The sequence below is a fragment of the Streptomyces sp. NPDC043854 genome, assembly GCF_056436005.1.
The window spans coordinates 1-6,630 of record NZ_JBWKDK010000107.1 but is presented as its reverse complement, the minus strand read 5'-3'; the positions used below and the strand labels follow the sequence as shown (position 1 = coordinate 6,630).

Here is a 6,630-nt window from a genome sequence, read left to right as displayed (position 1 = left end):
CTCCCCCCCCCCCCCCCCCCCTACCCACCCCCCCCCCCCCCCACCCACGCCCACCCCCCCCCCCCCCCCCCCCCCCTTCCCCCCCCCCCCCCCCCCGGGAGGGGGCCTGGGGGGTGGTGTCGTCGTCCTCGGGGAGCTTCAGGACGTGCTCCAGGAAGAGGGCCGCGGCGATGACCGCCGCACCCGCCAGCACCGAGAAGGCCGCGTACCAGGCTTGATCGCGGCGGGCCGGCACCTCCAGGCCGTCGGCCAGGAGGAAGACGCCCACGCCGCCGTACATGCCCGCGACGAGAGCCGCGACGAGGGCGCTGGCCTGGCCGAAGACCAGAGCCCGGGCCGCCATCAGCGGCTCCACGCCCTTCGCGTCGGGCTGCCGCTCGCGCTGGGCCTTGAGGCGGGAGCGTAGCGACAGGGCCGTCGCCAGCAGGACGACCGCGATGGCGCCCAGCACGATGGGGGCGGCCAGCGGGACGCCCGGCAGGGTCCCGTACGCGTTCCACAGCCGGGCACCCGCCCAGGACAGCACCCCGGCCACCACGAAGATGCCCGCCAGGACCGCCGGCCTCAGTTGCTTCACGTGCCCGTTCCCCGTTCTCTGCGCCTCTGCCTCAGCCGTCCGCCGGCCGTCCACAGGCTAACCACTCACGACTACTCGGGGAGGCGCAGTTCCAGGTCGGGTCGCCGGGTGACGCCGGCCAGGCCGATCCCGGCGAGCAGGTCGGCGACGGGGCCGTGGCCGGGGATCCGCGCCTCGGGGTCGACGTCGTGCCAGGGGGCGAGGACGAAGGCGCGCTGGTGGGCCCGGGGGTGCGGGAGGGTGAGGGCGGGGTCGTCGGAGACCACCTCGGCGTACGCGATGATGTCCACGTCGATGGTGCGGGGGCCCCAGCGCTCCTCGCGGACGCGGTCGAAGGCCTCCTCGATGGCCTGGCCGCGCTCCAGCAGGCTGGACGGGGGCAGGGTGGTCCGCACGAGGGCCACCGCGTTCAGGTACGAGGGCTGGGAGCCGGGCTCGACGCCCCACGGCTCGGTCTCGTAGACGGGGGAGACGGCCTTGACCCGGACGCCGGGGGTGTCGCCGAGGGCGTCGATCGCGCCCTGGAGGGTCTCCATCCGGTTGCCGAGGTTCCCGCCGAGCGCGATCACGGCCCATTTGGGGTTGGACAGGGTGACGTCGGCCGCATCGACCGTCTCGACGACGGACGCGGGTACCGGCTGGACGGTGGGGTCGCTCTGGCCGTTCAGTCCGTTGTTCATGCGCGGCTCCGGGTGATCGTGATGGTCACGTCGTCGAAGGGGACGGTGATGGGCGCGTCCGGCTTGTGGACGACGACCTCCACCTGGGCCACCGCTTCGTGCTTGAGGCACTGCTGGGCGATCCGCTCGGCCAGGGTCTCGATCAGGTCGACGGGCTCGCCCTCGACCACGTCGACGACCTCCTCGGCGACGACCCCGTAGTGGACGGTCTTCGCCAGGTCGTCGTCCGCCGCCGCAGGGCGCGCGTCGATGTGCAGTACCAGGTCGACGATGAAGGTCTGGCCTTCCTCGCGTTCCCGGGGGAAGACGCCGTGGTGCCCGCGAGCCTTGAGGCCGCGCAGCGCGACACGATCCACGCGAATCACTCCTGCTTTCGTAGGTGCATGCGGTCCGGGACTCCCCGGATCCATGGGCCTGCGCCGAGTGCGGTCGGCGTCGTCCGTCTTCGAATCTACCTGCGAAAGCGGCCGTACCCCGCCGGAGGGGTCAGCCGGAGGCCTCCTCCTCGTCCTCGTCGGAGTCCGCCAGGACCGGAGAACCGTGGTGGGACCAGAGGCGCCAGCCCCCGGATGTGCGTCGGAACACATTTGTGGCGACGACCAGCTGGCCGACGAGCGGGCCGAGCTCTCCGCCGTCCTCGGCGGGCCCTCCGCTGAGGATGTTCTCGGTGCAGGTGACCAGGGCCGTGTCGCCGATGACGGCGACCTTGGTGTCGGTCAGGAAGAACTGGATGTAGTCGGTGTGGGACATGATCAGCGCGTACGAGCGGAGCACCTCGCCGCGGCCGCTGAGCACGGGCCAGCCCGGGTGGACGCAGGACACCTCGTCCTCGAGCCAGAGCGCCGACATGGCGTCGAAGTCGCCCCGCTCCATGGCCTCGTAGAAGGCCGTGTTGACCTGTTCGACGGCTTCGATGTCGGTACGGCTCACCGTGCCCCTCTCCTGGCAGTACGGGCCCCAGGTGCGGGCCGGGTCACAGAGCCCCTTCCACCGCGCGGGCCACCCGAACCGCGTCGGCCGTGGCCCGTACCTCGTGGACCCGGACGGCCCAGGCACCCTGGTGGGCGGCGATGGCCGAGACGGCGGCGGTGGCGGCGTCGCGCTCGCGGGCCGGCGGCGGGGTGGCGCCGGCGCCCGCCAGGACCCGGCCGAGGAACCGTTTGCGCGAGGCGGCGACGAGCAGCGGGAAGCCGAGGGCCCGCAGCTCGGGCAGGTGGGCGACCAGGGCCAGGTCGTGCTCGGCCATCTTCGCGAAGCCGAGGCCGGGGTCGACGACGAGCCGCTCGGGGGCGATGCCGCCGGCGACGACGGCGTCGATGCGGTTCCGGAGCTCGGCGGTGACCTCGGCGAGGACGTCGTCGTAGACGGCGAGGCGGTTCATGTCGGCGCTGAAGCCGCGCCAGTGCATCACCACGAAGGGCACCTCGGCGGCGGCGACGGCGGGGATCATGCCGGGGTCGGCGAGCCCGCCGCTGACGTCGTTGACCAGCGTCGCGCCGGCTTCGACGGCCTGCGCGGCGACCGAGGCGCGCATGGTGTCGACGGAGACGGCGACCCCTTCGGAGGCCAGCCCGCGGACCACGGGGACGACACGGCGCAGCTCCTCCTCCTCGTCGACGCGGGTGGCGCCGGGCCGGGTGGACTCCCCGCCGACGTCGACGAGGTCGGCGCCCTGGGCTATGAGGTCGAGGCCGCGCTTGACGGCCGCGGTGGTGTCGAACCAGCGGCCCCCGTCCGAGAAGGAGTCGGGGGTGACGTTCACGACGCCCATGACCGCGCAGCGGTCCCAGTCCGGCAGGCCTGTGACCCGGCCCCTGCCGGCGGCCCCGTGCTTGTTGTTCATGGTCCCAGGGTAGGGCTGCCCCGCATCGGGCAGGGCCCGGGCCGCAGGCAGCGGGCGGCGACCCGGGCGGCAGGCGGCAGGCGGCAGGTGCTCGCCCGGGGCGGCGGGCGGGAGGCGCCCGCCGGTACGCGGCCCCGGGGCGCCGCGGGAAGCACGAAGCCCGGCGCCCCGGGATCACCGGGGGCCGGGCTTGACGTGCGCGGCGGCGCGGCCGCGGCCGGCCGGGCCGCGCCCGCAGGGGCTCAGGCCGCTTGGACCTCGCGCTCCGCCTGGGCGGGCACGGCGCTCAGCTGGGTGTGGGCGCAGGTGCGGACCGGCTTGGGCCGGCGGCGGGCGGCGAACAGCCGGGGCAGGGCCAGGGTCACGAAGCCCTCGGCCTGCATGGCGGCGAAGCCGATGCGGGGCAGGTCGCGGGTGGTGCGGAAGACGACGAAGCGGGGCTCCCAGCGCGGGCGGAACTTCGCGTTGAACTTGTACAGCGACTCGATCTGGAACCAGCGGGACAGGAAGACCAGCAGGTTGCGCCAGAGCCGCAGCACCGGGCCCGCGCCGATCTTCTCGCCGCGGGCGAGGGCGGAGCGGAACATGGCGAAGTTCAGCGAGACCCGCTCGATGCCCAGGGAGGGGGCGGCCTCCAGGGAGGCGACGATCAGCAGCTCGTTCATGCCGGGGTCGGCGCCGCGGTCACGGCGCATCAGCTCCAGCGACATGCCGTCCTTGCCCCACGGCACGAAGTGCTGGATGGCCTTGAGGTCGCCGAACGGGCTGGTGTCGCCCTCCTCGACGCGGTGGGCGGTGGCGATGATGCAGTCGCCGTCCTCCGGGTCGCCGACGCGGCCGAGGGCCATGGAGAACCCGCGCTCGGTGTCGGTGCCGCGCCAGGCCGCGGCGGCGCCGCGGACCTGCTCCAGCTCCTCCTCGGTCAGCTCGCTGACCCGGCGGACCTTGGTGGTGTAGCCGTTGCGCTCGATGCGCTTGACCATCTGGCGGACGTTGCGCATCGCGCGGCCGGTCAGGGAGAAGTCTTTGACGTCGACGATCGCCTCGTCCCCGAGCTCCAGGGCGTCCAGGCCGGTCTCGCGGGTCCAGACCTCGCCGCCGGTCTCGCTGCAGCCCATGACGGCGGGGGTCCAGGAGTGGGCCTTGGCCTCCGCCATGAACCGCTCGATGGCGCCGGGCCAGGCCTCGACGTCGCCGATGGGGTCGCCGGAGGCGAGCATCACGCCGGAGACGACGCGGTAGGTGACGGCGGCCTTGCCGCTGGGGGAGAAGACGACGGCCTTGTCGCGGCGGAGGGCGAAGTGGCCGAGGGAGTCGCGGGCGCCGTGCTTGGCGAGCAGCTCGCGCAGCTTGACCTCGTCGTCGGCGGTGAGCCGGGCGGCCGGGTGCTCGGGGCGGAAGGCGAGGTAGGTGGTGGTCAGCGCGGTCAGCATGCCCAGCGCGCCGAGGGAGTAGCCGACGATCCAGTCCGCGCGGCCGCCGGAGTAGGCGATCGGGCCCTCGATGCCGACGAGCCCGTACAGGACGTGTGCGATCTGCTCGTAGAGGCCGGGGTGCCCCACCACCTTGTTCGGGTGGGCGTTGACGATGACCATGCCGAGGCCGATCGAACCGGCGCTCATCAGGATGAAGTTGGCCAGGGCCTTCCAGCGGCTGCGCGGGTCGGGCAGCGCCTTGAATTCACCCTGATGGCGCAACAGCAGGGCGAGCAGGGCGACAGCGATGACCACGCCGATGTAGGAGTGTCGGTACACGAACTGTGCGGCGGCCCCGACCGGCAGCAGGAAGACCGCCGCCCGCCAGGCGCGGCGCTTGCGGCGCTTGAGGCCGTGGGCGAGCAGGAGCAGCAGGACGCCGGCGCAGATGGTGACGGCCGCCGCCATGGGCCGGGTCGAGCCGGGGATCACCTCGGCGACGGCGCGGAGCCGGCTGTGCTGGAACCGCGGGAAGACACCCGCCGCAACGTCGAGGAGGCCGACGATCGTGACGGCCGTACCTACCAGGCCGGGCACGGACTCCGGTCGTGGTCCGCGGAAGATTCGGCGTACCCCGCTCGGAACCTGTCCCGACTTATCGCCATCTATCCTGCTAGACATCGCTTCCCGTTGCTCCGCGAGAGATCAAGTGGCCGAAGGCCGCGACAGCCTCCGGAGTGTGGTGCGTCCACTAGGACGACATCGGGCGCGAGCGGGTTCACTCTTCCGTCGAGAAAAACTAGTCCTGCCACCAGAAAGTCGACTGACAGCTCATGGGTCTCACCAGTAATACGGTTCTGGCGATCGCCGTCGCTGCCGGTGTGCTGCTCTTTGCAGCCACGGTGTGGTTCTGGCCCCGGCTCTCGGGCCGCACGTGGCGTGCGGTGCTGGGCCGGATCGGCCTCCTGTTCGCGACGCAGCTGGCGGTGTTCTCGGCGGTCGGCCTGGCGGCGAACCAGTCGTTCTCCTTCTACGGTTCGTGGGCGGACCTGTTCGGCAAGGAGACCTCGGTCGGCAAGGTCGTCGACCACTCGATGAGCAGCAAGGACATCAAGGTCATCGACAAGCAGAAGCTGGAGGTCCCCGGCGGGGCCCAGCCGCAGGTCGGCGGCCAGATCCTGAAGGTGTCGATATCCGGTGAGAAGTCGAAGATAACGAGCCCGGGGTACGTGTGGCTGCCGCCGGAGTACTTCCAGCCGCAGCACAAGGACAAGAACTTCCCCGCCTCGATCGTGCTGACCGGCTACCCGGGCACCGCGGAGAACCTGATCAAAGGGCTGAACTACCCGATGACGGCCTTCAAGCAGGCCAAGGCGGGCAAGATGAAGCCGATGATCCTGGTCATGCTGCGCCCGACCGTGGCGCCGCCGCGCGACACCGAGTGCGTGGACATCCCCGGCGGTCCGCAGACCGAGACCTTCTTCGCGAAGGACCTGCCCCAGGCCATCCAGAGCACCTTCCGGGTCGGCAAGAAGCCCGAGAACATGGGCTTCATCGGCAACTCCACCGGCGGCTACTGCGCCCTGAAGATCGCCGCGCACTACCCGCAGACCTTCGGTGCCGCGGCCGGCCTGTCCGCGTACTACGAGGCCCCGAACGACGCCACGACCGGCAACCTGTTCATGGGCGACGAGAACCTGAAGAAGCGCGCCGACATCCTGTACAGCATCGAGCGCAAGAAGCCGACGGGCACCTCGTTCCTGGTGACCAGCAGCGAGACGGGCGAGCCGAACATCGCGGACACCCGCAAGTTCGTCAAGCTGGTCAAGGGTCCGGACCGGGTCTCGTCGATCATCCTCGACAGCGGCGGCCACAACTTCAACACCTGGCGCCGCGAGATCCCGCCGATGCTGACGTGGATGAGCAACCGCATCCAGGCCTGACGCCTGCGACGAGCGACCTGCAACGACCGTGGGGGGGGGGGGGGGGGGGGGGGGGGGGGGGGGGGTCGGTGGGGGGGGGGGGGGGGGGGGGGGGGGGAAAAAAAGGAAAAAAAAAAGGCAACGCGGGGGGGCCCCCCGGCCCCCCCCCCCCCCCCGCCGGTTCCGGTACACC

General features: G+C 72.1%; 6 protein-coding genes and 1 pseudogene. 1 reads left to right on the top strand and 6 read right to left on the bottom strand.

Going from position 1 to position 6,630, the window contains the following annotated elements:
- Nucleotides 1-118: 118 nt before the first annotated feature.
- The 6 genes and pseudogenes from AC068A_RS36940 to AC068A_RS36915 form a co-directional block, all read right to left on the bottom strand.
- Nucleotides 119-577, bottom strand: a pseudogene (locus tag AC068A_RS36940) (DUF3180 domain-containing protein); the annotation flags it as partial.
- Between the two features lie 71 nt (nucleotides 578-648).
- Complete coding sequence (gene folK / locus AC068A_RS36935; protein WP_478590678.1) at nucleotides 649-1,257, bottom strand: 2-amino-4-hydroxy-6-hydroxymethyldihydropteridine diphosphokinase; 609 nt, start codon at nucleotides 1,255-1,257, stop codon at nucleotides 649-651.
- Nucleotides 1,254-1,613 (bottom strand): dihydroneopterin aldolase, encoded by a 360-nt coding sequence (folB, locus tag AC068A_RS36930; RefSeq protein ID WP_478590677.1) that lies wholly within the window; start codon nucleotides 1,611-1,613, stop codon nucleotides 1,254-1,256. The genes folK and folB overlap by 4 nt, the downstream gene beginning before the upstream one ends.
- A 130-nt stretch (nucleotides 1,614-1,743) precedes the next feature.
- Nucleotides 1,744-2,187, bottom strand: coding sequence for a nuclear transport factor 2 family protein (locus AC068A_RS36925; RefSeq protein ID WP_478590676.1), 444 nt, complete (start codon nucleotides 2,185-2,187; stop codon nucleotides 1,744-1,746).
- A gap of 43 nt (nucleotides 2,188-2,230) precedes the next feature.
- Complete coding sequence (folP, locus tag AC068A_RS36920) at nucleotides 2,231-3,100, bottom strand: dihydropteroate synthase (RefSeq protein ID WP_478590675.1); 870 nt, start codon at nucleotides 3,098-3,100, stop codon at nucleotides 2,231-2,233.
- 242 nt (nucleotides 3,101-3,342) lie between these two features.
- Complete coding sequence (locus AC068A_RS36915) at nucleotides 3,343-5,196, bottom strand: phosphatidylglycerol lysyltransferase domain-containing protein (protein WP_478590674.1); 1,854 nt, start codon at nucleotides 5,194-5,196, stop codon at nucleotides 3,343-3,345.
- A gap of 152 nt (nucleotides 5,197-5,348) precedes the next feature.
- On the opposite strand from AC068A_RS36915, the gene AC068A_RS36910 reads away from it, so the two are divergent.
- On the top strand, nucleotides 5,349-6,458 hold the full coding sequence (locus AC068A_RS36910; RefSeq protein ID WP_478590673.1) for an alpha/beta hydrolase: 1,110 nt from the start codon (nucleotides 5,349-5,351) through the stop codon (nucleotides 6,456-6,458).
- Nucleotides 6,459-6,630: the final 172 nt, after the last annotated feature.

What these genes read in the sequence shown, in the direction of transcription:
- folP (WP_478590675.1), bottom strand. Translation starts at nt 3,100, where the DNA reads ATGAACAACAAGCACGGGGCCGCCGGCAGGGGCCGGGTCACAGGCCTG.
- folK (WP_478590678.1), bottom strand. Translation starts at nt 1,257, where the DNA reads ATGAACAACGGACTGAACGGCCAGAGCGACCCCACCGTCCAGCCGGTA.
- AC068A_RS36910 (WP_478590673.1), top strand. Translation starts at nt 5,349, where the DNA reads ATGGGTCTCACCAGTAATACGGTTCTGGCGATCGCCGTCGCTGCCGGT.
- AC068A_RS36915 (WP_478590674.1), bottom strand. Translation starts at nt 5,196, where the DNA reads ATGTCTAGCAGGATAGATGGCGATAAGTCGGGACAGGTTCCGAGCGGG.